Consider the following 23165-nt stretch of genomic DNA (forward strand, 5'->3'; position numbering starts at 1 on the left):
TTATCCCATATATAATAATATTTTAGATGTTTTTATTTTTTATAAAAATTGTTGCCAATATATTTATAATCTTGTACATAAGAACCAAAGAATACTAGCGGATAGTGAGACCGCCGATGAGACGAGACAATCTTGTTCAAGGGTATAGTCATGATCTCTATAGTTTGCAAAACTTAGGAGTAGGCGAACATATCTGCTCTCTTTATGAAAGTGAAGAGGACTTCCGATTATCGATTGTAGAGTTTATCCACGCCGGTCTAAAATCTAATAATAAAATAGTCTATGTATGTGATCATTCTACCCAGCAAAGAGTCCGACTTTACTTAGAATCAGCCAACCTTGAAACGGTAAGCCTCCTGAAAAGAGGACAACTGAATTTTATAACTATGGACGAGGCCGCTTATCAGAAGCAACCATACACGCCAGAACAAATGGTTTCAGTTTTCGAAAAGGAATGCATTCAGGCCGAAAAGCAAGGATATGCAGCTCTAAGAGTTACAGGAGATGTTCGATGGTTTCTGAGGAAGTTTCCAGACATTGATAATCTATTTGAGTTTGAGTATCAGGTAAATACAAAAATAGCCAATCGATATAAGTATATTGGTATGTGCCAATATGATACTAAGTTTTTTTCTCCTGAATTTCTTAATAAAGTTATAGAAATCCATCCGGTCTGCCATATATGCACAGGCATTTATCCTAATCAATTTTATCTCCCCCCTGAAATTTATAAAAGTCCTGAAAAAGAGCGTGAGATTTTCAATCAGCGGATTTACCAAATTAAGGAACGTAAAGAACGAGAAAGTACGGTGGCTGCTCTTTTTAAGAAAACTGAAGAGTTAAGAGAATTTAGTTATATGTTGGCCCATGATTTAAAGGAGCCCATAAAAAATGCGGCAATAATGAATGATTTATTGCAAACATCTTATATTGGTCACTTCAATGAAGAAGTCAAAGCGGTATTTGCAAGAATAGGGCAAGCTTTAGATGAAGCTTTTACACGTGTTGAAGCCTTGAAAGATTTAAGTTTAGTTGCCAACCAGCGAAAAGGATTAAGTGTTTTAAAGCTTCGCGAGGTCATTCAAAATGTTATCACTTATTATGAGCAAAATATCACAGATATTCCTTGTAAGTTTGACCTTAGCATTGAAGATGATATTTGTATAAGGGCAGACAAAGCTCATCTTAATCAGCTGTTCTCTAACTTAGTGGATAACGCTTTCAAATATCGAAATAAGGATCAGTTATTAACCGTAAGCATCTGTGCCAAAAAAGTTGTGGGGCAAGGCACTGAAATTATTGTAGCAGATAACGGGGTTGGTTTTGATGCTGCTGATAAGCAGCAGATTTTCCAACCTTTTAAACGATTAAGTCCCGCTATCTCACACCCTGGAGCTGGTATCGGCCTGACAATTTGCCAGAGGATTATGGCAAAGTACTTTGGAGAGATTTCCGCCCAAGGGCAGCGGGGAGTAGGGGCGACTTTCACTTTAAGATTCCCTGAGGATAAAGTACCTTTTTGAGAATCTTATCTTTTAACTGGGAGGCATAATCATGACCAATAATCCGAATCTTCATATTGTTTATGCTGATGATAGTGATGATGATGTCTTTATTTTTAAGCACATCATTCATAACCTGCCCTTAGTCTGTTCCTTTAAAAGACTACGGGATGGAAGAGAGCTGGTCGATTATCTAACGGCAGAAGCCTCTACTATTGCGACTGAAAATGAGACTAATCCCTATGTGGTATTTCTTGATCTTAATATGCCCCGGATGAATGGTTTTAAAGTGTTAGAGGAAATGAAAGAACTGCTGCATTCCATGCTGCGTAACATTAAAATTGTCGTTATATCGTCGTCTTCACGCTCAGAGGATATCGAAAAAAGTATGCTTCTAGGCGTATCAGATTATCTCGTCAAGCTGCCATCCTATGAAAAAATGGCCAATTCTCTAAAGTATATTTTTAACCAAGTATTAGCGCAAAGACACTCTAGCAAGCTCTAAGATCAGAGCGTAAACTTTGGCACTGATAAGCACTTGTCTGAGGTGACGTAACCTTAAAAGCTAGGCGGTTATTGAGACTTGTTTTTCAGGCTTTTAAGCCTAATCGTCCTCGATCATTTATTTGCTCTTTCTATCCTCTTAGCCATTTTGCAAACTCCTCTAAGAGAGTCATATACCCTAAAAGTGGGAAATGCCTACCAAGCTGCTAACCAAGCTATTTGTTTTTTCTTGCCGGTTCTATTAAGGTGATCTATATAAAGCGCACTAATAGCTGTTAAGGGACCATCAATGAATTTTCAAAGTGATAATGCATCAGCGGTAGCCCCTCAGGTAATGGAGGGGTTATTAGCTGTTAACCAAGAATCTGCTCCTTCCTATGGTAAAGATAGAGTAACAGATAAGGCGCGGCTTGCTTTTAATCAGGTGTTTGACCGCGACGTAGATGTGTTTTTTATGTCGACGGGATCGGCTGCGAATGGTTTATCATTAGCCAGTATCTGTCCACCTTATGGCGCCATTTTTGCCCATGAAGAGGCTCATATTATTTGTGATGAAGCTAATGCAATAGAAGCCTTCACAGGGGGCGCAAAAATTGTGCCTATAACTGGGCGCCATGGAAAAATTGATGTTATAGAATTAGAGAGTCGCATACGAGCCTGGAAAAATTCTCGTCCTCATGCGCCTTTGCCAGCAGCACTTTCTCTAACCCAAGTCACAGAAGCAGGAACTGTTTATAAGCCTGCAGAGATTAAGACCTTAGCAGAAGTGGCTAAGGCGCACGGTCTGGCTGTCCATATGGATGGTGCACGTTTTGCCAATGCGGTGGTCGCTCTGGGAGAAAGTCCTGCTGCTTTCACTTGGAAGGTTGGCGTCGATGTACTATCCTTTGGGGGAACTAAGAATGGTGCCTTAGCCGCTGAAGCGGTGGTGTTTTTTAACCGCAGCTTAGCTGTTCATACAGACTATTTGCATAAACGTATGGGTCAGCTATATTCAAAAATGCGCTTCTTTTCTTCCCAGTTCTTGTCCCTATTTGAGAAAGATTTATGGCTGCACCATGCCCAGGTGGCCAATCAAGCTGCCACCCAAGTTGCTGAAATTCTCCAGCGGTGTGAAGGGGTACAACTCCTTCATCCCGTTGATGCTAATGAAGTTTTTGTGACACTGCCAAGCGGTCTGGCAGCCGACCTTCGTAAAAAGGGCGTCCTGTTCTATGATTGGGGACGGCCGGGGCAAAATTATTATAGGTTCGTTACCAGCTATAATACCTCTTCTGCCTCAATTGAGCAGCTTAAAATGGCTTGCCAGCTGCAATAATCTAGTGTGCTCAATGAATTTCTTGAAGCCTCGCTGTTGGAAGCGGGGGATATAATTAATATTCTGTAGGAGAGTTGGTTTCTCCCTAACAGTAGGGCTCTGGTGAGTCGAGACAACTGTTAAGGAGAGGAGTTTAATTGTCCATTGCTAGGTCATTACCTGACAGATTTCTGTCCAGTCGTAATCAATGGTTATGAACTATACTAGCGGTATTGTCCCATTTCGACGCGGGCGAAAGAATCAGGACGCAAATCATTGTCATTGGGTGAGCTATCCCAGTGAAAGGTAATTGTAGCATTGCATCCAGGCTTATGAGTAACTTCAAAATTGTAACGCGGCGCTTCGCTAGCGGTGCCAATATGTTGCCATTTCGCCTCACTGGTGGAAACGTATTTGATATTTCTAATGCAGCTGCGATTTCCGGCAATGTCCCAGCCCGGTTGGTGTCCGCCCCAAGCTTTGATTTTTAGGGTGGTTACGATATCTTCTTTTGCGCCGGCTAGGCTGGTTAATAGGACCAAGGCTAAAGCGGTGAACTTCTTCATCCTGAATTCTCCACAATAATTGATAATCAAGCTCCAAGCTAGCAGATATGCGTAAATAAAGTGTAAATCTAAGGAATAAATATTTTGCAGTTTAAAGTCACCCTTAAAAATTTTAGGGTGCCGGCTAAAGGGGAGCTTTAGAGGGTTATATTCTTTGGGAATGTTGGATGCAATAGAGGGAGCCAGAAAAGGTATATTCGGGTTATCTTTGCCTCACTCAGCCTAACCCATAATTTTGGCGAGAGAGTGAGGTCATTTGGATGTCTCTCTAGGAACCTAAGGGAGCCTCATAGCCCTCAAATTCCTTTAGCGCAGTTTTAGCGCATTTGGCGATTTCATGCCAGTGCGAGTCTTTAAGGACATCTCTTGGATCCATTTCAGGCGGTGCTACATCAGAATATTGTCTCAACAAGTTTCTTAGCTGCCATAGCTTATCAATTTGTTGCTGAGTTAGCCCATATTTTTGATCTATGTGCTCCAGAAAGTAATTAATAGCTCTAACATTAAAGAAGCTGCACATGCTCTCTTCCCAGCAATCCACTATGCCAGGGATAGCCCCTTCTATCCATACCTTATGCTACCAATCTAGATCTGAAAAAGCTCGGCTATCATCAATTAAGTTTTCCATATAAGCTTTACGCATGTCATAGGTCACATCATTATCAATCCTATTTTAATCCTTAAAAAATGTTGGTAGTAAAAGGGTAATCTTTGGCGGCTATAAAATCTAAGAGAAGAAGATAGCTGAGGACTGCTTATAAAAAAACCCTGCATTAGCAGGGTCAAAACTTAAAGTGAGATGAGAAAACTATTTGCGATTTTCTACAGTCTTAGAAATAATTTTTTTCAGTTTTGCAACTTTTGGATCTAAATTGACTGAGCTTACTTTTAATAGATAAGCGTCTAATCCGCCATGATGCTCAATTGTGCGGATGGCATTGGTAGAAAGACGCATGCTAACTGCTCTTCCTAATGCTTCGGACATTAAGCTGACATTTTGAAGGTTAGGCAAAAAGCGACGACGGGTCTTATTGTTGGCATGGCTAACATTATTGCCAGATAGAACACCTTTTTTAGAAATTGCACAACGACGTGCCATGGTCTTTACTCCCATATAAATAACTTGCTCAATTAATACTATAAAATTTATTGCGGCGTCAATAAATTCTTTAATTTTTCATTGAAAATTTTTGCTTTTATGCGTGTGGGTAAACATTGGCTCTCAACTTCATGATAAAAGTGGGCGATCGCGGGAATAGCCATTAACTTCTGCAGCAACTCTGACTCTAATCTGCGTTTTAAAAGGGTGAGGGCTTGGTCATGGCTAACGGGACCGCGCGGGCAGCCATTGACAGCAGCAAGAATTTCCTCAAAGTTGGTGGCCTCGAGGGCCGAGGTAAGGATAACTTTTTTATTGAGGCCTGTTAATGCTAACTGGTAATCATCAGCGGTCGCGCGAGCAATCTCTTTAGTGTCGCCATCATATTTGTTAACAATAAGGAGATCAACAAATTCTAGGTTGCCCTTTTTAATGCCTTGGAGCTCATCACCGGCACCAGGGGCGATGAGCATCATTACAATATTGCTCATCAGCGAGGCATCAATTTCGCTTTGTCCAACGCCAACAGTCTCAATAAAAATATACTCAAAGCCTGCGGCCTGTAATATATAGATTACATCTTCAGTTTTCGCTGATACCCCGCCCAGACGCCCGGCCCCAGAAGGGCTAGGACGAATGAACACATTAGGATGCTGAGCCAATTTAGACATGCGGGTTTTGTCGCCCAAAATAGCCCCGCCGGATAGCGGCGAGGTGGGATCAATGGTCAAAATGGCGATAAGATGACCGAGATTTGCTAGCTTTTGCCCGAAAGCATCAATAAAAGTGGATTTGCCGGCCCCAGGTGCCCCCGTGATCGCAATAACAGGTGCTGGAGCTTGACTTGGCATTTTACCTAGCTCAGTTATTAAAGCATCTGCAGCAGGTTGATCTTTCTCAGCGGTGGATTCTATGAGTGATATAGCTTTGGCCAGGGTGCGACGATTTGATAAGTCCCATTTTTCCACAGTATTCATACCATACCTCTTAGAGTTCGCATTCTTGAGCGGCCTTTTATGGAGATCTGTTTATAGGATAACGTTAAATGGATAGTAGCGTATATTGTAAAATAGGATTTTCTGTTAGTTATTAAGTTAATCATTACAGGTCCTCCCATTTCGTTAAAGATAAGCATTAAGTTTGAGGGAAACCTAGTGATTTAATCAAAAAACCTAGCTTTAAAAACTCGAAGGTTGCCAGGGTAATTGTGAATAATTAACCTGGCGCAGTTATAAGAGTGAGAGGGCAAGACTGACAAACCAGCACAAATAGTCTTATCTTCCTGTAATATGGAGAAATATTAGGCTTTAACCATAATGATATCCAACTTTATGATACTGGTCCGGAAAAAGGGTTGGCATAGCGTTGGTAAGCCATTGATAATATCGTGTTGTATAGTCTGTTTGACACCATGCCTTTATTATTAATTGTCCTCGCTGCCATTCTCCGCTCTCAACTGTTCGGCAATGAGTTGCTCCATAGAGGAGGCGATCCTTAACAGTAGCTACTAGGTCTTGTTTAAATCCAACTTTTTCAAAAATACGCGCCGAGTAACTATTGCGACAATCAACAGTTAGGTGATCGGTAAGGCGGCTAAGATGTTCTTCAGCAAAATCGGCGAGATAGCGGGCCAGTGCATAGCCATGGCCGCGGCCGCGCCAGCGACTGTCAACATTAATGGAGATAATGTGGAGGATTTTTTTCGGAAAATCGATCTGATAATATATAGATCCAATTGCCCAGTTAGGGGCGGCGATTGTGTATGCTTGATCTAAATCTTCCACTATTTTAGGATTATGCCCAGGATAGAGAACCGCGCATCCGGACATGCTTCCCTTGCCAACAGAGAAAGAATGTCTAAGAAGGAAATTCTTGTGACATTGATTGCTGATGTTTTTAATATAGTTTGCAGCCTCTTCTCTAAAATTATCGTCAATAATATCGACCCATTCGCCTCTGTCTGCAAACCAATCTATCCATTCCTGGATATCTTGTTCTGTTTTAGATTGCTCCTCGCGCCACTCATTAACTTGCTTTCTTCTCATGCGAATCTTTGCCGCTTGGGCGGAGGAAGTTCTTGGAGCGCATTCATTCTTAATATAATAAATATAGCGCTGACAGTCGTTATCACTTAACTCGGTCTCGATCTCAAACTTCCCCAATGAAACGCGTGAAAGAAGATTTAAGAACCTTGGTGGCTCTATATAACGAGTAAGATCAATATAGAACCACCTAGTATCACCGGGAGGCGATTCACAGATAAACTTGCGTTTTCGATAGATTTTAGTATCATTTTTAAAAGCTTTGTCTACTGCCTCAGACTCTTTACCTTTTTGATGTAATCTTTGGGCCTCTTTGTTAGCCACAGTTACTGGGCTTTCAGGTTCAGTCGCTGAAATTTTATACACTAAACAACTGACTAAAAGGCTATATACTATTCGATTTATATGCATGCAAGTTTTCTTTCGTTGAGAAGTTAGGATAGTTTTTAATTTGGAGGTTTCTTAGTTTTTATTAGTTAAACCTCTATCTTTTCAAAGAGAATCTTATAAATTCTATCTTTGCACTGTCAAGGATGATTAAACGACTAGAATTACTGTGTACTTAGTCATAAGGTAGGGCGTAACCGTCGTCTAGAATATATGGAAAATATTATCACGGTTTAACATTTTAAAATTGCTTAGCTTGAGGGTTGGAAACAAATTAAATTTATGGGCCTTAAGCCCTTTCTTTAAAATAAATTGTAAAAAATAATAATGTAGTCCCTGATTTTAACTCTATACCCCCCTGACGTAATTTTTTTATTTTAGTCTTGCAGAACATTTTTATAGATGAATATATGAAATCAAATTATTAAGGAATAGAAAATAAAAACTTAACTCTAAGATTCCCCTTGATCTTAGCCCCTCGATATCAGGACTCAGCCGCAGCTTGGAGAGGACTATTGACTGTTCTGGTTAATAGGACGAGAAGAGGTTATATATCTTCTTTAAAGGTTTAGTCTTTTCATTCATCCCTTTTGCCGTTATCGCTTGGATTTTTGCTCTGTTTCTTAAGTGAGGAATTGGGTATTATATTGCGATTAATCCTACATAATCTTAGGTGCGGAAACGCTTGCACGATATCTGCTGCAGAAAGTGGCGGCATGAAAAATAAATGCAGTTCTTCTAGTTGAGTCAGAGAGCTGCTCAGTTGAGATAAATCCTGCTTTGTTATCTTATCAAGGGAGGAAAGGTGGAGCGCTTTAAACTGCGAACAGTCACGCAGGCCCATTAAATCCGCGGCAGTAATATTTTCGGGTCGTCCTTCACTGTTGCCCAGATGCAATTCATTCAAGTTAAGCAGACGACTTAGAGAGGAAAGCGAAGCGCCCATGGATTTAACCTCATCGAAATTCAACCATGTTAGGTCTAGCTTTTGAAGGGAAAGGGGTAGCTTTTCAATAAGCTGTGTAAAAGGGGGACAGCCCTTACTCATCTTGCCGTTGCGAAGTTGAACAGAGGTTATGGAGAAAATATCGGGATGAATGGCTTCCTCAGAAAGGGTAACATTAATATCTTTCCAAAGCTCTGGGTCATAAGAATACATGTTTAATAATTTACAACTCTGCGAAATAGAATATAATTCTTTGGGGCCGACATGGGTTAGTATATAAATGGTAACTTCGGACGGTAACCGTTTAAATGAGCCTAAATTCTCCTGCTCATTTGCCAGTGTAGAGTTACTAGAGCTGTTAACTACAGAATTAATGTGGGCTATATTAGTGTTGCGAGTAGGGGAAGCAGTTTCTTGAGGAGACAAGGGGGCTCACCAGTATGCCCATTGCAGTTTAGCAGAAGAGTAAAGAAACCAATTAAGCTGAACGACTTATTCATATTTAAATCCTCCTTAAGATGGAAAATTATCTTAAGCGATTACTTAGGGAAATAAGAAAAACATAAGGTTTTTCTCTAACACGTTTTTTTAATGCCGTGAAGCCTTATGGTAGCGAGAGATAAGGGAGGAAGAGGGTAATTTTAACTGCAACTCCTAAGTTCTTTTCTCTTTGTAAAAGGATTTGTCCCAGCGGCGATGGAACCAGAACCATTGGCCCGGATAATCTCTTATCCAGTTTTCTATATGTTGGTTAACTTTTAAAAGGCACTCTTCGACGGAATGAGCAGTTGGATCAAGGATGTCCGTTGAATAATGAACAGTAAATTCTGTCTGATTATGGCGAATAACGTGGACGGGAATAATTAAGGCATTGGCGGCGATGGCAAGCTTGACAAAGCCGTCTGCTGTTTTAGCATCATGACCAAAAAAAGGAATTAGAATGCCCTCATTATACTTTTGATCAGCTAATACCACCATATGGTGTCCAGCTTTTAAGGCCCGGATAGAGGCCATCCCCGATCCTTTGCCTTTAGGGATCTGATGGGTTACAATCGAGCCCCGGCAGCGGTGAATTAAGGCGTCGACATACGGGTTGTTGATAACTCGATAAATGGGCGTGAGTCTAAAGCCATGCTCGACATGATTCTTCGCCCCAATTTCCCAATTTCCCAAGTGGGCCGAAAATAGCATAACAGGACGGTCACCGCTGAGATAAGGTTTAATTTGATCGTAATTGACGCAGTTGCATTTAAAGGCTGAGTCTTGATCAGCGATATCGAGGACAAAATATTCAAAGAAAGTACGCCCAAAGTTATCGGCAGCTTGGCGGATAATATGCTTGCGTTCCTGCGCTGTTGCTTGGGGAAAAACACGCCTCACATTCTTGTCTGCCACCTTTGCTAAACAAGCATACCAATACCCAAAAGTACGCCCAATGAGTCCTCCTAAATTGGAGGTTCGCCTGAATCCCAACCAACGACACAGACGATAAATTAGGTAAAGCGGAGTATATTCAAATAAATGTTTGAGTTTCCTCATCCAGACTGATGACTTCCTTAATAACCTTGTGGCTGAATAAATAAAGCGTGGCGTTGGTTAAACCATCGCCATGCCACCATTAACATGCAAGGTTTGCCCTGTCATGTAAGCTGATTCGGGGGCTGCTAGATAGACAGCTGCAGCTGCAATATCCTCTGCTGTTCCCATCTTACCCTGGGGAATAGAGGATAAGATTTTCTCCTTTGTTGTCTCGGGCAAGTCCTCAGTCATCGCCGAAGCAATAAAGCCAGGGGCAATACAATTGACGGTAATGCCACGGCTGGCAAGTTCATGAGCGAGGGACTTGCTCATTCCCACCATGCCTGCTTTTGAGGCGCAATAATTTGCCTGACCGGGATTACCCGTAAAGCCCACGACGGAGGCAATGTTGATAATGCGGCCATAACGGCGGCGCATCATGCCTTTGGTTGCCGCCCGGCATAAACGGAATGTGGACGTTAAATTAACTTGAATGACACTTTCCCAATCTTCATCTTTCATGCGCATAATTAAGGAATCACGAGTAATGCCAGCGTTATTGACTAAGATGTCCAGCTTACCAAGCTTTGTTTCAACTGCAGGAATTAAGGATTCTACTGCTACGGCATCACTTAGGTTGCACGGGAAAACGTGAGCGCGATCCCCTAAATCAGCGGCCAGTTGATTAAGATTAGCTTCTCTCGTTCCTGAAAGAGCAACGGTTGCTCCTTGTTGGTACAGTTTGCGGGCAATTGCTTCTCCCAGACCGCCAGTGGCGCCAGTTATCAAAGCGACGTGATCATTAAGCTGGAACATTATCATTTTTCCTTTATGTAATAAGTTGTTTGCCAATGGTATCAATAAATATTTTCATATCGTCGATTGTGTTCATGCTGCTGGCTTTGATATCGGGCGCGGATCTCTTTATCAGGCCGGTTAAGACTTTGCCTGCCCCCACTTCAATACAGTCTGTAATACCATGTAAAGGAAGGCCTGTCATTGACTCTCGCCACCGCACCCGTCCCGTAACTTGTTCGACCAATAAACGCTTTAGAATTTCATCGTCGCTGACTAAGCTGGCGGTAACATTGGTTAATATTGAGCATTTAGGAATGCTGCTACTCACTAGGTCTAACGATTCCGCCATGACTGAGGCAGCGGGCTCCATCAATGGGCTATGAAACGGAGCGCTAACGGACAATAACAGAGCTCGCTTTGCACCTCGCTCCAGAGCCAGCGGAATGGCGCGATCCACCGCTTCCTTGTGACCACTGATAACAACTTGGCCGTCGGAGTTATCATTGGCAACAACACAGACTTGACCTTGCGCTGCATCCATGGCAATAATTTCCACCGCTTCAATGGGTAAGTTCAAGATTGCCGCCATGGCTCCTTGCCCTACCGGGACCGCTTTTTGCATTGCTGAGCCGCGGATACGCAAAAGACGGGCGGTATCAGCCAGAGTAAACGTGCCGGCAGCACAGTTGGCCGTGTATTCACCTAGCGAATGACCGGCCATTAAGGTGACATGAGAGGCGAGCTGCATCCCTAATTCACTTTCGAGAGCCCGGATAATTGCAATACTGACTGCCATTAAGGCGGGCTGGGTATTCTCGGTTAATGTTAACTCATCTGAAGTTCCCTCAAAGATAATTGAGCTTAATTTCTGATTAAGCGTTTCATCGACTTCTTCAAACACCTGTCTTGAAATGGCAAAGCTATCATAAAATTCTTTGCCCATACCAATTGTTTGGGAACCTTGTCCCGGAAATGTGAGAGCTAATTTCATTTATTGTCCTTATTTATGATAATCGATGTACCAGCGAACAAAGTTCGGAATTCCTTGGTCAATTGTTGTCTGAGGGGAATAACCAAGGTCAGCTTTAGCTTTATCAATATTGGCGTAGGTTTCTTGTACATCCCCTAATTGCATTGGCATGGGGTTAATGAGAGCTTTCTTGCCCAGGGTTTCTTCAATCAAGCTAATAATTTTTGGGAGATCCTCGCAGCGATTGTTACCCAGATTATAGATAGGATGGCGTTCGCCTTTCTTATTCGTCGGCTTCGTATTAACGGCTGCGACTATTCCTGAGACAATGTCGTCAACATAAGTAAAGTCTCGTTTCATTTTACCAGAATTATAAAGATCAAGCGGTTCGCCCGCTAAGATAGCTTTGGTAAATTTAAAAGCAGCCATATCTGGGCGACCCCACGGCCCGTAGACTGTGAAGAAACGCAGGCCCGTTACCGGTAAACCGTATAAGTAATTATAAGACTGGGCCATCAATTCATTGCCGCTCTTTGTGGCCGCATACAGTGAAATGGGGAGGGCCGTCATTTGATCTTCTGTAAAGGGCATCTGTGTATTAGATCCATAAATAGAAGAGGTGCTCGCATACACTAGATTTTCGAAATCTTTCTGATGACGGCAAAGTTCAAGTATGACTAGAAATCCTGTAATATTACTCGCAATATAGGCAAACGGATTTTCAATTGAGTAGCGTACACCGGCTTGGGCGGCGAGGTTAATGACTCTTTTGGGCTCATAGGTTGCCCAGACCTTTTCCATTGTCTGCCGGTCACTGATATCTATTTCATAGAAGTGAAAGTTTTCATGCTCAAGCTCTTTTAAACGGTTGCGCTTTAATTCAACTGAATAATATGGATTGATATTGTCGACACCCACAACAGTTTCGCCTTGGGCTAATAGCCTTTTTGCAGTATGCATACCTATGAAACCGGCGCAGCCAGTTAAAAAGACCGGGGATTTAGACATTCTTCCTCTCGCGTATCTTTAATTTATCCCCTCTTTTAACATATTTATATAAACCCAACAAGCAAATTGCAGGTTTCCTTAGAGTAAATAAGAAATAAATTAAAAAAATTTAATAAAAATAAATATTAGTGGTGTATTCCTAAAAGCATGCTTTCATGACCAAAAGAAGCCCTGCCAAGCTGCCAGATAGGCCCCCACAGCAAAGAATAATGTTCACGGATAATTTTTGTGGAATGGTGAAATTTATAAGGAGCTTCAAGAAGTTTCCCGCCGGCATCAATTCTTGCTTGAATCCCCCAAATTCCTAATTGTGAAGGGCCGACGAAACCAAAGCGTAAATCATGCATTTTTAGAGTATTATCAGAATTGATAAGAGCATAATCGTCATCGCAAAACCAATCATAGATCTGCGCTTCTGGCGTTTTTAGAAAATCGGAACAAAGTGCAGGGTCTGCTACCTGATATTTCTCCCATCGGATCGGATAATTTACCCCAGGAAATGTTGAGGTATAGGCAATCCATACCTCATTTCCGACATGGGCGACCAGCCGCCGGACATGGATCTGAAACAGGGTCGGGTAGCTGTTAAGTTTAATTGCGGCATGAGGCAGTATGCTTAAGCGTGCACGTGATAAGGCTGTCTGATTGCAGGTAACTCCATAAAACAGGTATGCGGTAGTCAAGAGCAGCATAAAGGAAGTTAATAGACTGTGCCATCGCTGCATCTTTCTAGATAGACCTATCAGAGTTACCAAGAGTAACGGCAGAGAATAAAGAGGATCAATAACAGAGATACCAGAAAGGCTAAAGCGGTAATTACTTAAAGGATTTAACAGCTGGGTGCCATAGGTAGTAAAGATATCCAATAAAGGGTGAGTAATCAGACACCAAAACGCTAACCACAGCCAGATACTATAATTTTCTGACCGCACCCTTTTATCGTAGATCTTACATAAGAAGGCAGCGATGAGCGGGGCGGCTAAAGGCGCAAAAAACAGGGAATGGGTAAAGCCACGATGATATAATTGCTCCGCCATCGGATGACCGGAAAACTGAAGCAAAAACACATCTATATCAGGAGCCATTCCGATAATAGCTCCCCAGCTAACAGCTTTACGTCCTAATTTATTTTGATAACCGGCTTGGGCAATGGCGCCACCAAGAATGCCTTGGGTAATGAGATCCATGGGTACCTATACAGTTGGTGCGATCGGCGGGATTCGAACCCACGACCTACGGATTAGGAATCCGTCGCTCTATCCTGCTGAGCTACGACCGCAGTGTACTTATTAATATCATAACCAAGCTTTAAAACCAAGAGTGATGAGAGCGTTTTAACCATCCAAGCTGGCGTCTTCTAAAGGCACAGTAGACAAGGTGGTCGTGTTAGCCGCTGGATTTTGTGAACAAAATCGGCGCTGCAGGCGTAATCTTTCTTGCTCCAAGAAGCTTAAATCCTTAATCTCCAGCAGATTGAGATTCCACACCAGCATAATTAGTTCTGCTAAAAGAGAATTTTCATCCGCATAGGTTTCTAGCTTGGATGTCAGTTGACGGAATTCATATCTGTTAAGAGGATCAGCCCCATATTTACGGTTGATGTAACATTCTAATAAGAAAACTTGCGCATTTTTATTGTTCTCCTCAAAGGCAAGTTCCTCAATAAAAGGGAGATCAGTATAAGGTGATATTCTAACCCAGCTATGGTTATTGGGCGCTTTATAATGCTCTATATAGCTGTCACGGGATCTAAAGTTCAGGCTCTCTTCGCGCATGGCTTCAATAATTAAGTCGGCAACCCCTGGTGCACGATAATAATCCAAGGCAGCCTTTTTTCCTAGTTGAGCATAAGATTCCTGATCCGGGTCGATGCCAAAATACCCATCCTTAAATGTTTTAACCAAAAGATGCCGTATATGAGGATTTTCTTGAGCGAAATTTGTGAGGTGTAGGAGGAGAATGGATTGATTCTTAGGAGTGGTGATCATGCCATACTGATTGTGCATGTAGCTATCTATAAAAAGAATCTGAGCTATTGGATCCCCTATAATGGCTCGACGTGTTAATTCTTTTTTGATCAGGGCTTGCCTTTGAGTGAGGGTCTCGCAGGCTAAGATGTTCTCTACCAGATCCAGATTCTCAAGCATTAAGCTTCCCCAGAGGAAACTAATGTCCTGGTTTTTATAATACAAACTTAAAGCTTCTTCTGGCGAAAGGTCTGCGGAAGATAATTTAGTCAAAGTTTCTTTTAATGTCTGTAGTGAAGAAGAAGCAGATAAAGGAAGAGATGAGTCGCAGTCTTCTGCAGCACAAGCAGGCAATATAAGGATGCTTGAGAGAAACCAAAGATATCGTAAATTATTAAGCATTAAATAAGTCTCCGAGTAAGGGTAAGATAAAGGCAGGGAAAAAGTTGTAGCAGGGCCGTAGACCCTGTTTCGTCACGGCTTTAAAGGTCAAGAACGATGAAAAACTCAGCTTCGTAAAGAAAGGCCAAAGCAAGCTAAAGTTTGAACATGTCATTCTCTTAGGGAAGGATGAACAGGTAAATAAGAAAAAACTCATTAAAGGCTAATTATTTAAGGTCAATCAAGTACAATTATTACAAAATTAAATTAAAATGTTAAATAAAACATTCAATATAAATTATGTGTTTCTTAGCAAATGAGATTTGAGATAAAAGGCAAGTTTGCAAGAAATTGGAAGAAGTGATACCAAGACAGCTGCTCACTTATATGGATTGTAATTATTGCTGCCGCGCTTTTAAATCTAAAGCCAGCAACAGCCAAGAAAGTAGATTGGCGCAGTTAAGCGTCATATTTATTGCGGACAAGTCTGTCGCTCTGATTGTTTTCACTGGCCTTAGAGGTGAAGTTTGAGGCGATTAAAACTGCAAAGATTAACATAAGGAGATAACTTAATCTTCTCATTTTCTTCACCTATCAGTAAAAAATCTATTAACTGAGAGGGCGCTTAAGGTCTATAATACTCTATCAATAAAATTCTATAGTATAAAATTTGTTTAAATTTTAGTAATCTTCTAAAGAGTTCTTCTATACGTCAGGGACGACTAAATAATAAGAAGTAAGAAAATAGCGGCCATTATCAATGGCCGCTATATTTCAGAAATTTATGTTATCAGTTATTCTTTATGGGCTGACACTATATGGTCTACCATGCCTTCCGTGTAAGAATTAACACTTCTCGCACTATAGCGGCTAGGGTGCCGCTACTACATAATCTACCTCCCCTTCAGCTGAGGAAACAGCACTTCTGGCACTATGGCTGCTAGGTACCGTGACTACATGATCTACTTCCCCTTCAGCTAAGGAATCAGCACTTCTGGCACTATGGTTGCTAGATACCACTGCTACAGGATTTATCTCAACTTGCGCTGAAAAATGAAAACTTCTGGCACTATAGCGGCTATAATAATAACTTACAGCCAAGTCTTGGGGAGATATAGTGTTCTTATCCTTATTTGTGAGATAATAATCTAGGTTAGCTTGTACCAAATTTAGAGACTCATTTCCCCCTAAGTCTACATATTTCAAGTTAGGGGCTCCCGTGATCGATAGTAGAAGTTCGCGTGACTGATTTAATTGTGCATCAATTTCTTCTCGACTATCTGAGAAAGGAGGTAAAGAAGACAGTGTCCCTCTTAATGTCAATCTTTCTAAAGAGGGTTGTTTTAAGATCATCTCTTTTACTTTCTCCCAATCGTAGTCATTATGAACAATTGTAAGCTCCTGAAGATGACGGAGATGACATAAACGCTTAATAATAATATTTATGGCTTCGGAGGAATCGATAAGCTTTAGCAGGCCGAGCGTTTGTAGCTTACTATCCCTGAAGCTAAGTCCTTGTGCTATTATTTTCGGGAAAGTTCCTTTTATTAAAGCGAAAGATTTTAATTGTAATATCAGTTTCTGAAGAGCAGAGATATCTTTTAAAGAGCTTAAGTCCCATCCATTGAGGGTCAAGCTTTCTAGATGAGGGTTTAAGTTAGCAGCTTTAAGAATTTTAACATAGGCCTTTTGCATCCCTTTTTTATTTTCATTAATTTCCTCTTCGCTTTCGTTATCTGAGCTTTTTTCAGCTTCACTTTCGCTACTTTTACTTTTTCGCCGGGGTATGCCCTTCAATTTTGCTTCAATTCTTCCAATTTTTAGATGCTTTACATTTTTTTCCTTTAACACCCCTATAAGCTTTTTAACCAATTCGCGCGTTAAAATATGATGCTCAAGATCTATGCTTTCTCCCCAATCGATAGCAGCAAATTTTTCAGAACTGTCCATTGTACCTTTGATCTTTTTGCTATTCTCCTCAGATACCGTAAAAGGAAGCTCGCGATGAAATTCATATCGACGCGCTCTTTGTGTAATTTCCTGTGCCGGCGGCAAGTCTGCTTCGCTCTGGATCAGAATAAAATCTTTGGGGAGTATTATTGATTTAAAGGGTAAGTGATTACCATTGAAATTAATGCCATCTTTTATATTTTTTAAAATAGTACGAGCCTCTTTGCTAAGATGTTTTCGAGCGGATGTAAATTCTTCAAGGTCTAAAAGGTGGGCAACTACTTGAAGAGCTACGAAAACGGAGAAGCTTCCTTTTGGAGAAAATGCTTCTAAACAATTTTTATTAGCACCTATCCATTTTACATTAGCATGTTGACGTTGATGAAGCTCGGCATCGCGGGTAAGTGTTGGCCTTGTAATAAGGTCAATAACTTTTGCTCCCTCCAGAAACGCATATTTTCTTTGAGCATTCCCAAGAATACGTTGGGCTACTATAATCTTTTCCTCTGTTTTGGTTAATTCCTCATAACGCTTACGTGCTTCAATAGGAAGATCATTTGTTAATGAACTACCTTCATCTAATTTATAAGTTCCTTGATAAGATAATTTATCGCTAGGCCCAAAAAGGCTTATACAACCATTATTAAAGAAAGAAGCCATACCACCATGCTTACCCACTAATCCGAAAAGGCTGCGATCCTTTGGAGCAGAGCAATCTTTTTTAGGCTCAACTAAGGCAAGAGATCGAAGATGAATACTTGTTTCTACCTTGTCATTTTCTCCTTCTTGGGAGCCCCGCTTAACTAAGGAATTGATGTATGGAACACTCTCCCAAGCAGCGTTTATAAGATACTTGGTATAAACCGTTGAAGGTGGTGAAGTAGGAGAGACGACTCCAAGCCGGAATCCTTGGTCTGCTAATTGTTCAACATGTACTATCTTGGAAGCACGATGAATAGTAATATTAGGTCTTTGTGCCAGCAAATGCTCTAAAAGGATTCCCAATGCCACAGGTTGAAACCCACGCTCTGGGGTATGCACTCCGCCAGCATAGTATGAGCCTACTCCCATGGCTTCCAAATCTTTTTTGGACACCTTAGAGATGAATTGTTGCGGAGGTCCAAACAGCTTATCATCTACTTGTTCTCCCCAAAGAAGTTTTAACTCATCATAGTATCTTTTATAATCCTTTAATAAAGTTTTATAGTGGGTTTTTAGTTGCTCTAAAGTTAAGTGATCTTGCTCATCAAAGGTTGACTGGCTTTCTTCTGCTACAATGAAGTCAATTGCTTTTCTAGAGGTTAAATAGAGGTCCGTTGGTAACATTTGGCGGATTAGGACAGCAGCACGAAGACATTGGCGGGCAGTTTGTTCGTCTTTTGGATATTCTCCTCCTAGATGAAGGCGGGAGATTAGCTTGCTGGCACCATCAAACAATTGAGCCTCTTTTTCAAAAAGATGGATATCAAATAAAGGGCTTTCATCGGGATTTTTTAGTCGTGCTACTAGAAGGGCACTCATGATACCCGAGATACCAGCACCTACAATAACAAGCTTGGGTCTGCTTTCAGTGTAAATTCTATTTTTAAGCAAGAAGCTTAATTCTTTTTGACCTAAGATCTGAAAAACAGGATACATTTTCTTCAAAAAGACCTTAGCCAGTGGTTCATAAGGAGCCGTCTTCCGCAACCATTCGATACAATTTCCTAAAGAGGGAGTAAAGCCACCAATACCGTATTTATAGAATAAAGCGGGAATTAAGCCCATATGCCCCTGGCTATTTTGGCATAAATGGTCAAAATTAGTCATTATCTCTTTGGCTTCTCTTGCTCCAGGTATTGTGAAAGTGGGTGCATCCAATGTTTGCTGCACAGTTTGAGAGGGTGTAGTGGCTTGTTGTTTAAGAGACTTTACAAACCATTCTTTCTCACTATCATAAAGAATTGTTCCATTATCCCACTGAAGATGCGGCAAATGATAGCGGATAACAGTTAGAAAGAAGTCACTACGGGTACTACCTAAACTAAGAGCTAAATTGAAATAGCGTAGCGTATTATAAAGTGATCTTTGTTTATCGTAGCCACCCCACATATATAAACAAGCTAGATCATAAGCTGCCCGAGCCCGTTTAGAAAGGGGTTCTTGACTGTGAATCACGGCAAGAAGCGCTTTCTTCTTCTCTAGAAAGCGGTATTGCTCTCTTTTACTCTCAATAATAGACCAAAAATAATCAGTTCTCCTTTTATCGCCAATCTTCTCATTAATTAATGAATCATTCAGTACGGCATATGCCTCTCCATATTTCTCTAACTCAATAAAAATCTGAGCTTGGTGCAGTTTGGCAACATGTTGAGAGTCCAATTTCTTATCAATAAGATCTTGATAAAATTGTAGAATGCCTGTTTTAATAATTAAGTCTGAACAATTAGATCCCCAGAAAATATCAACTAAGTTACAAATTGCTTTTCTAGAATTATTTCTAAACGCTAAAGTATACCAATTGCGTGCTTTTTCATGGTCTACAGGGAAAACTAAACTTCCATGGTAGTAACTGTTAGACACAACAGAAAGAGATTCAGGGGTAAGTAATGATATAGACTTATTTTGTATACCTTGCTGAAATTTTTTATCGAATACTTCAAGGAATTTTTTCCTAAATTCTATATTAATCCAAGGAGCTTTTATAATGACTATGAAGTTTTCAAAGCTTCCTTTTAAAATTGCTTGCTTCCCAGCTTTATGGGCATTCTCCCGATCTGAATTTTCAGCATAATGAGCACATCTAATAATATCAGCAAAATTCCTAATGTACTTACTTATCAATCCTTTAGTATTTATTCCTATCTTTGAATTGAGAGCTACTTTAGACTTTTCAGCGTTCTCATACGACTTCAATAAACCATCCATAAAAGGCTTTGAAGCAGTTGTAAGGATCTTTTTAATAAGTACAACCGTCATGTTTTTCCGGGAATTCGAATTACTGCTTATTAATTTCTCGATGTCCAGATTCCAGATAGAAGTATAGATCAGGATCTTTTTTAGGCGTCGAGCAAACTCATCAATTGCTAGATTAGTTTTTGTCGGAAAACTATCTTGTTTCCTTAAAATTGATAAATAGAAATAGTAAATTTTACTATTTTCTGCTATGAACTTCTTAATTTTTTTAGGACTAGAAAGTTGGGGAGGAAATAAGAATATATCCCAATATTTTAGCGCGAAACTTTTCAATCCAAATAATAATTTTGTGATCTGCTCTAAGGAATTATGAGACCCATATTCTTTATAAAGTTCATTATAAAGATAATTAAAGTTAGCATAATAATTTATCTTACTGAATGATATCTCCTTCTTGGAGATTGCTTGCGAATTGCACAATAAAATTAGATTTCGATAATGGTGAAAATCTTTTACTAATATAAAGGATTGGTGAGGAGCAGTAAAAACTTGTTCCTCTTTTAATTGTTGCAGATTAGAGCCTAATAAATTTTTAATCTGTTGTAATACTTCAGGGAAGCGGTTCTCACTAGAAGAAGTATTTTTTTATAATTTAATGCTTTAATTAATTTAAGATAGATTTCTGATAATATTCGTGAGTAAAAACGCTGTTTGGCTGCACTCTTATTATGCTTATTGTTCTCAATAGATTGAGTCAAAGACAGGAAAAACTTAATCCAAGTCTTCCTGTTTTTTTCTCCGGTAAGATAAAGTGGATTACCCAGAATTTCTTCACATTTTACAGCTAAATGCTTTAATCCGATTTCCTTTGAAGGTTTAAAAGATTTTCTAGGATTATCAAGATTTTGCTTGCTAAGCCATAATTTGCCTAATTTAATATAAGCTTTCTTAAGTAGAAGCTTGTTAAATCCTTCTGCAGCAAAATCCGAATAGTTTACGATCTGGAAATGTTGAATAAATTTATAGAATGCTTCTTCAGCGAGGAGCCACAGATCATCACGGCTTTGCTTGTGGTCTTTCCATGCTTCAAAACTTCTTATTCCCTCTCTGTAAAAGCCTAATACGTGGTTGCCCTTAATTAAATGATTGGTGTACTGATCATTTAATTCTTGACTGCTATCTTTTTTATCTTGCTCAGCAAGTAAGGCCAGTGAATCTCGCTCTCCACAAAATGCTGCATAACTTAAAATTGTGCGAGATAATTCTTTATGTGAAGGCTCTGAAGCGGAAAAGAGTTGTATTGCTAACCTGCGGGCTGCATAAAGAGAACCATTTTCAAAAGCTAATAAGAAATGGTAATTGGCATCCTGCGGTGAGTCTCTAGAAATCAGATGCCCTAAATATTCTTGACCTCTAGAGAAGGATTGATCTGCTGCAAGTTCTGCGTAGTAAAGTGCCTGAGATTGGCAAGATTTAATTAATACCCCTTCTCCATATAATACAGCTAAAATGTCTTGAGCATAGGGGTGTCCATTACTAGCTGCTCCTCTTATATTTTCTATCCATGGGAGAAGATATTTGACTCGCGCATCCTTGAGTAATAAGGTGGTACCCATTATAGATTTCCCAACGGTTGTTAAGTAACGGAGGAGCAAGCCTGCAGCTAAATAATTTTGATCTGCCTCAGCTACTAGTTGGTAATAAGCCTCTATATTTCCTTTACAGATATTCTCGTATAGATCATTAAGCTCCTTATCCTTGTCCGAGAGCTTCACTTTATAAAGCGGAAGCCTAGGAAGCCTAGGAAGCCTAGGAAGCCTAGGAGAAGAAATTTCCTGCTCGCTTAATTTGAGGCGAGCATAGTGAGCTAATTGATGCAGTTTTGGCTTTGGCGCGCTATCCTCCGTACTATGCTGAGATAGCCGATTTAAAAGGCCAAGGTTTTTTGAGAGTAAGGCGTAATAAGTATATTTAGGGTTACTAGCGAGAACTTGAGGGCTGTTATAGTAATTTGAAATGCGCTCGCGAAGGGTCTCCATGACCTTCCTGTTGAAAAATTGGTTAACTTCTCGTAGTTGAAATAAGTCTTTATTATCTAGATAGGAAAGGATAGGAGAAATCAAAGCTGAAGGCACAGGCATGAAAAGCGATAACCAATCTAACTGTTTTTGATTTGCGTTATGATGGTTAATTGTGAAAGATACTTCCCCCTCACATTCACAGGATACTTCGCTTTTTTCATCCTGTGTAGTATGTATTTCTGATATAGCTACCCTATACATACGAGTACTTCCTTCAACGCTGGTATTTATATGATCTGGTTCCATAGCTGGAGCAAAACTAGGACTTAAGAGACATATAATAGTGAAATAAGTTACTGCCTTTCGCCAAACCGATATCTGTAAAGTTGAATGCATCGTTATAATTCCTAATTCTTCAAAGGTTTTCTTAACTTCGAGATTATAAGAATTCTAAATGGGAAAGGTTAGACATACATAAATCTGATGAGCATCTAAGTATACTTTATGTCTGCTTATCTAACTGTGGCTTAATTTAGCCTCATCCATTTAAAGACGTAATTAACCTTATAAATTGATTCCATACTAACGCTCTAACATTTTTTAAATGTTTAGCCGTGTATAACTCTAAAAAGAATCTTTTATGTCATCCTTCTTAGCTAAAACGTTCTATGGTTTAAGTAAGTCTTTATAGTTAATCACTATTCTTATTCTCTCTATTATCTGGCTCTTTAAAGAGAAGTAAGGAGTTTAGGTAGATATGCTCTTCTAATGAGGCCGCTCCATAATATAGACTACAGGATGGTCTTAATCGCAATTTAGTTTGAGTACCTGAAAGGTGTGAGCATGCCTGTAGTATAGCTTCTATCCTTGTCTAAACCTTCTACTCTTTAAAAATTTTTACTTGCTTATTCTTCCCCTCATTAAAGGAAATAGCCGACTTAATCAACTTTTGCAAGAATTCTTTTAAAAATACAGTACAATTCGATAATAATTTGAGTTTAAGGTAGTTTAAGATTATTTGACTTGTTTGCAATTTTCAGGAAAAGTACCAGGATAATACTATATTGTAGCGCTTATCTAATGCACATAAGGCTTAAGATCAGGGTTAAATTATAGAAAAGCTGCTGTTAAGAAAAAGTAGGGCGAATTTTCGCAAAGATAAAGATAAGAAAAATGGCTTGAGTCTTAATGATAAAAAGAGAAAGAATCTAGCCATGTCGATTGTTATCATCACAAGCTTATGTGTTTGTTTTGCGGATTTTTGCAAACTTTATCATGCGTTATCAAAAATTTTTGCCCTTAGAAAAGTAAATG

18 protein-coding genes and 1 tRNA gene are annotated in these 23165 nt (G+C 40.0%); 3 read left to right on the forward strand and 16 right to left on the reverse strand.

Translation table 11 applies throughout. From position 1 onward, the window contains the following. Positions 1-116 precede the first annotated feature (116 nt). From HMO_RS0111050 to HMO_RS0111060, 3 genes are all read left to right on the forward strand, one after another. Complete coding sequence (locus HMO_RS0111050) at positions 117-1523, forward strand: MEDS domain-containing protein (RefSeq protein WP_010302951.1); 1407 nt, start codon at positions 117-119, stop codon at positions 1521-1523. Positions 1524-1554: 31 nt separating this feature from the next. Beyond that, a complete protein-coding gene (locus HMO_RS0111055; protein WP_010302953.1) occupies positions 1555-2007 on the forward strand; it encodes a response regulator in 453 nt (150 codons plus the stop codon). A gap of 288 nt (positions 2008-2295) precedes the next feature. Further along, positions 2296-3324 (forward strand): threonine aldolase family protein, encoded by a 1029-nt coding sequence (locus HMO_RS0111060; RefSeq protein WP_010302959.1) that lies wholly within the window; start codon positions 2296-2298, stop codon positions 3322-3324. Between the two features lie 203 nt (positions 3325-3527). Here HMO_RS0111060 and HMO_RS0111065 read toward each other — a convergent pair whose 3' ends face one another. The 16 genes from HMO_RS0111065 to HMO_RS0111140 form a co-directional block, all read right to left on the reverse strand. Then, positions 3528-3869 carry a hypothetical protein gene (locus HMO_RS0111065; protein WP_010302963.1) on the reverse strand — a complete coding sequence of 114 codons (342 nt, stop codon included), beginning with the start codon at positions 3867-3869 and terminating at the stop codon, positions 3528-3530. A gap of 268 nt (positions 3870-4137) precedes the next feature. Then, on the reverse strand, positions 4138-4389 hold the full coding sequence (locus HMO_RS0111070; RefSeq protein ID WP_010302967.1) for a hypothetical protein: 252 nt from the start codon (positions 4387-4389) through the stop codon (positions 4138-4140). 288 nt (positions 4390-4677) lie between these two features. After that, the gene (rpmB, locus tag HMO_RS0111075; RefSeq protein ID WP_010302971.1) at positions 4678-4968 is read right to left on the reverse strand and encodes a 50S ribosomal protein L28; all 291 of its coding nucleotides are present in this window, start codon (positions 4966-4968) and stop codon (positions 4678-4680) included. A gap of 47 nt (positions 4969-5015) precedes the next feature. Next, the gene (locus tag HMO_RS14785) at positions 5016-5945 is read right to left on the reverse strand and encodes an ArgK/MeaB family GTPase (protein WP_010302975.1); all 930 of its coding nucleotides are present in this window, start codon (positions 5943-5945) and stop codon (positions 5016-5018) included. Positions 5946-6275: 330 nt separating this feature from the next. Continuing rightward, positions 6276-7421, reverse strand: a complete 1146-nt coding sequence (locus tag HMO_RS0111085) for a GNAT family N-acetyltransferase (RefSeq protein ID WP_010302979.1) — start codon at positions 7419-7421, stop codon at positions 6276-6278. A gap of 553 nt (positions 7422-7974) precedes the next feature. Then, positions 7975-8769 carry an F-box-like domain-containing protein gene (locus tag HMO_RS0111090; protein ID WP_010302982.1) on the reverse strand — a complete coding sequence of 265 codons (795 nt, stop codon included), beginning with the start codon at positions 8767-8769 and terminating at the stop codon, positions 7975-7977. A gap of 228 nt (positions 8770-8997) precedes the next feature. Continuing rightward, positions 8998-9882, reverse strand: coding sequence for a lysophospholipid acyltransferase family protein (locus HMO_RS0111095; RefSeq protein ID WP_010302985.1), 885 nt, complete (start codon positions 9880-9882; stop codon positions 8998-9000). Positions 9883-9939: 57 nt separating this feature from the next. Next, positions 9940-10677, reverse strand: a complete 738-nt coding sequence (fabG, locus tag HMO_RS0111100) for a 3-oxoacyl-[acyl-carrier-protein] reductase (RefSeq protein ID WP_010302988.1) — start codon at positions 10675-10677, stop codon at positions 9940-9942. A 13-nt stretch (positions 10678-10690) separates the two neighbouring features. Continuing rightward, the gene (gene fabD / locus HMO_RS0111105) at positions 10691-11650 is read right to left on the reverse strand and encodes an ACP S-malonyltransferase (RefSeq protein WP_010302991.1); all 960 of its coding nucleotides are present in this window, start codon (positions 11648-11650) and stop codon (positions 10691-10693) included. Between the two features lie 9 nt (positions 11651-11659). Then, complete coding sequence (locus tag HMO_RS0111110; RefSeq protein ID WP_010302994.1) at positions 11660-12637, reverse strand: SDR family NAD(P)-dependent oxidoreductase; 978 nt, start codon at positions 12635-12637, stop codon at positions 11660-11662. A 125-nt stretch (positions 12638-12762) separates the two neighbouring features. Continuing rightward, positions 12763-13824, reverse strand: a complete 1062-nt coding sequence (locus HMO_RS15815) for a metal-dependent hydrolase (protein ID WP_010303002.1) — start codon at positions 13822-13824, stop codon at positions 12763-12765. 15 nt (positions 13825-13839) lie between these two features. Continuing rightward, positions 13840-13916 (reverse strand) — tRNA-Arg (locus tag HMO_RS0111120). A gap of 55 nt (positions 13917-13971) precedes the next feature. Next, the gene (locus HMO_RS0111125; RefSeq protein WP_010303004.1) at positions 13972-15006 is read right to left on the reverse strand and encodes a hypothetical protein; all 1035 of its coding nucleotides are present in this window, start codon (positions 15004-15006) and stop codon (positions 13972-13974) included. Between the two features lie 438 nt (positions 15007-15444). Next, positions 15445-15567 carry a hypothetical protein gene (locus tag HMO_RS17590; protein WP_280956262.1) on the reverse strand — a complete coding sequence of 41 codons (123 nt, stop codon included), beginning with the start codon at positions 15565-15567 and terminating at the stop codon, positions 15445-15447. Between the two features lie 288 nt (positions 15568-15855). Further along, positions 15856-19893, reverse strand: coding sequence for an FAD-dependent oxidoreductase (locus HMO_RS0111135; protein ID WP_139016878.1), 4038 nt, complete (start codon positions 19891-19893; stop codon positions 15856-15858). 518 nt (positions 19894-20411) lie between these two features. Further along, on the reverse strand, positions 20412-22247 hold the full coding sequence (locus tag HMO_RS0111140; protein WP_029448979.1) for an SEL1-like repeat protein: 1836 nt from the start codon (positions 22245-22247) through the stop codon (positions 20412-20414). Positions 22248-23165: the final 918 nt, after the last annotated feature.

The organism is Candidatus Odyssella thessalonicensis L13 (genome assembly GCF_000190415.1).
Taxonomy (GTDB): Bacteria; Pseudomonadota; Alphaproteobacteria; order Paracaedibacterales; family Paracaedibacteraceae; genus Paracaedibacter; species Paracaedibacter thessalonicensis.

Coding starts and splice junctions, on each gene's coding strand:
- HMO_RS0111050 (WP_010302951.1), top strand. CDS start 117: ATGAGACGAGACAATCTTGTTCAAGGGTATAGTCATGATCTCTATAGT.
- HMO_RS0111055 (WP_010302953.1), top strand. CDS start 1,555: ATGACCAATAATCCGAATCTTCATATTGTTTATGCTGATGATAGTGAT.
- HMO_RS0111060 (WP_010302959.1), top strand. CDS start 2,296: ATGAATTTTCAAAGTGATAATGCATCAGCGGTAGCCCCTCAGGTAATG.
- HMO_RS0111065 (WP_010302963.1), bottom strand. CDS start 3,869: ATGAAGAAGTTCACCGCTTTAGCCTTGGTCCTATTAACCAGCCTAGCC.
- HMO_RS0111070 (WP_010302967.1), bottom strand. CDS start 4,389: ATGTGCAGCTTCTTTAATGTTAGAGCTATTAATTACTTTCTGGAGCAC.
- rpmB (WP_010302971.1), bottom strand. CDS start 4,968: ATGGCACGTCGTTGTGCAATTTCTAAAAAAGGTGTTCTATCTGGCAAT.
- HMO_RS14785 (WP_010302975.1), bottom strand. CDS start 5,945: ATGAATACTGTGGAAAAATGGGACTTATCAAATCGTCGCACCCTGGCC.
- HMO_RS0111085 (WP_010302979.1), bottom strand. CDS start 7,421: ATGCATATAAATCGAATAGTATATAGCCTTTTAGTCAGTTGTTTAGTG.
- HMO_RS0111095 (WP_010302985.1), bottom strand. CDS start 9,882: ATGAGGAAACTCAAACATTTATTTGAATATACTCCGCTTTACCTAATT.
- fabG (WP_010302988.1), bottom strand. CDS start 10,677: ATGTTCCAGCTTAATGATCACGTCGCTTTGATAACTGGCGCCACTGGC.
- fabD (WP_010302991.1), bottom strand. CDS start 11,650: ATGAAATTAGCTCTCACATTTCCGGGACAAGGTTCCCAAACAATTGGT.
- HMO_RS0111110 (WP_010302994.1), bottom strand. CDS start 12,637: ATGTCTAAATCCCCGGTCTTTTTAACTGGCTGCGCCGGTTTCATAGGT.
- HMO_RS15815 (WP_010303002.1), bottom strand. CDS start 13,824: ATGGATCTCATTACCCAAGGCATTCTTGGTGGCGCCATTGCCCAAGCC.
- HMO_RS0111125 (WP_010303004.1), bottom strand. CDS start 15,006: ATGCTTAATAATTTACGATATCTTTGGTTTCTCTCAAGCATCCTTATA.
- HMO_RS17590 (WP_280956262.1), bottom strand. CDS start 15,567: ATGAGAAGATTAAGTTATCTCCTTATGTTAATCTTTGCAGTTTTAATC.
- HMO_RS0111135 (WP_139016878.1), bottom strand. CDS start 19,893: ATGACGGTTGTACTTATTAAAAAGATCCTTACAACTGCTTCAAAGCCT.
- HMO_RS0111140 (WP_029448979.1), bottom strand. CDS start 22,247: ATGCATTCAACTTTACAGATATCGGTTTGGCGAAAGGCAGTAACTTAT.